The sequence below is a fragment of the Pseudomonas sp. P5_A2_2 genome (assembly GCF_054177685.1).
The window spans coordinates 1-1,260 of record NZ_JBGCUL010001178.1 but is presented as its reverse complement, the minus strand read 5'-3'; the positions used below and the strand labels follow the sequence as shown (position 1 = coordinate 1,260).

General features: G+C 59.3%; 1 protein-coding gene. It reads left to right on the top strand.

Annotation, left to right across the window (positions count from 1 at the left end; genetic code table 11):
* Window positions 1–1,260 (top strand): phage tail length tape measure family protein (locus ACXRVY_RS29870; RefSeq protein ID WP_458239055.1); only part of this gene is annotated, 1,260 nt, incomplete at both ends.

The window sequence follows — 1,260 nt, the reverse complement described above, 5'->3', positions numbered from 1 at the left end:
GGCGAGGGGGCTGCAGGATTACTCGCCATCCTTGGACCACTCGCGCTGGCCACCGCGGCAGTGGGCGGGCTCGCATACGCCTATTACAAGGGCAGCGAAGAGCAGAACAGCTACAACAAGTCACTGATCCTGACCGGCAACTACGCCGGTGTAAGTGCTGGGCAACTGGGGGAGATGGCGCGGCAAGTGAGCGCCACCGTCGGCACGACCGGGCAGGCTGCTGAGGTCCTGGCTCTTCTGGCCGGCAATGGGAAGATTGCCGGCGAGAGCTTTACCGGAATCACCCAGGCCGCAGTGTCCATGCAGGAAGCGACCGGCAAGGCCGTCAGCGAAACAGTTGCCGAGTTCTCCAAACTGGCAGACGACCCGGTTAAGGCGTCCGCTGCGCTGAATGAGCAGTACCACTACCTGACGGCTTCGGTTTACTCGCAGATCGCAGCACTGGAGGAGCAGGGTAATCATGCGGGCGCGGTGAAGCTGGCGACAGAGCAATATGCCGATGCCATCAACGAGCGCACGCCACGAATTCTCGAAAATCTGAGCTTCTGGGAAAAGGGTTACAACGCTGTCGCGCGCGCTGCAGACAATCTGAAGAATATCGGCCGGCCAGATATTGGTGCAGACATCGAGCAGGCACGCCGCAATTTGGCGTCGGCCCAAGCCGGTAACATCGGTTTGTTCCAGAACAAGCGGGAAATGATCGACCTCTATACCAATCAGCTCAACATGCTGGAGGACCAGAGGGATGCCGAGGCCGATATCGCCAAATGGCAAGGTGAGCAGGCGAAAGCCCAGGGTGACGCCGTCTCGTCGATGGCGAAGGTTGATGCACTGACCAAGTCTTCATGGACGAATGAGCAAAAGCGCACTGAGGCGATCAAGGAGTACAAGCAGCAGCTCGAAGACATTCGCAAGGTCGCGCCGAACGATCCGCGCCTGAATCAAGCGGCGATCGACAAGAACCTGGCGAACATAAACGACCAGTTCAAGGATCCGAAAGCAGCCGGTTCCCAGGTCGATCTAACCGTCTTCAACAACGCCAAGAACAACCTGGCCGACATCGTCACCGACTATAAAAACGCCCAGAAGGAACTGGACGCGGCGCAGAAGGCCGGTCTGGTATCCCAGGAGGACTATGCCGCGCGAAGCGCCGCGCTGATCAAGCAGGAAAACGCGGATGTGGCTGCAGCCTTCGAGGCCGAGATATCCGCCCTCGAAGCAGCCAAGGCTAAGAAGACCACCACGGTCGCCCAGGGCATC